This is a genomic window from Pedobacter gandavensis, from assembly GCF_014172405.1.
Lineage (GTDB): Bacteria > Bacteroidota > Bacteroidia > Sphingobacteriales > Sphingobacteriaceae > Pedobacter > Pedobacter gandavensis.
In genome coordinates this window covers 1-551 of record NZ_WNXC01000020.1, presented here as the reverse complement: position 1 = coordinate 551, position 551 = coordinate 1, and the positions used below count along the sequence as shown (strand labels likewise).

The window sequence follows — 551 nt, the reverse complement described above, 5'->3', positions numbered from 1 at the left end:
CTTCCGCTTTCGGTAGCCGTGTAAGTTTGCTGAGTTGCACCTGTAATCAGGCTTAGTCCTTTATACCATTGGTAGCTATCCGCTAGCGTTGTCGTCTTTAACACCACCGCTCCACCTGCACAGAAAGTTGTTTGCCCTTCTGCAGTAATCACTGCGGCATCCGGAATTGGATTCACAGTAACCGCTATTGGATTAGAGGCTGGGCTTTCACAAGCAATGGAAGTAATTTTTACACTGTAGCTACCGCTTTCAGTAGCGGTATAAGTTTGCTGAGTTGCCCCTGTGATCAGGTTTAGTCCTTTGTACCATTGGTAACTATCAGCTAGGGTTGCCGTCTTTAACACCACCGCTCCACCAGCACAAACAGTAGTTTGACCTTCTGCTGTAATCACTGCGGCATCTGGGATTGGATTTACAGTAACTGCTATTGGATTGGAAGCTGGACTCTCACAAGCAATCGAGGTGATTTTTACGGTGTAACTTCCGCTTTCTGTAGCGGTATACGTTTGCTGAGTTGCCCCTGTGATTAGACTTAGTCCTTTGTACCATTG

At 46.6% G+C, this 551-nt stretch carries 1 protein-coding gene; it reads right to left on the bottom strand.

What is annotated here, in order from left to right:
* On the bottom strand, positions 1–551 hold a 551-nt coding region (locus GM920_RS23575), incomplete at both ends, for an Ig-like domain-containing protein (protein WP_449581087.1).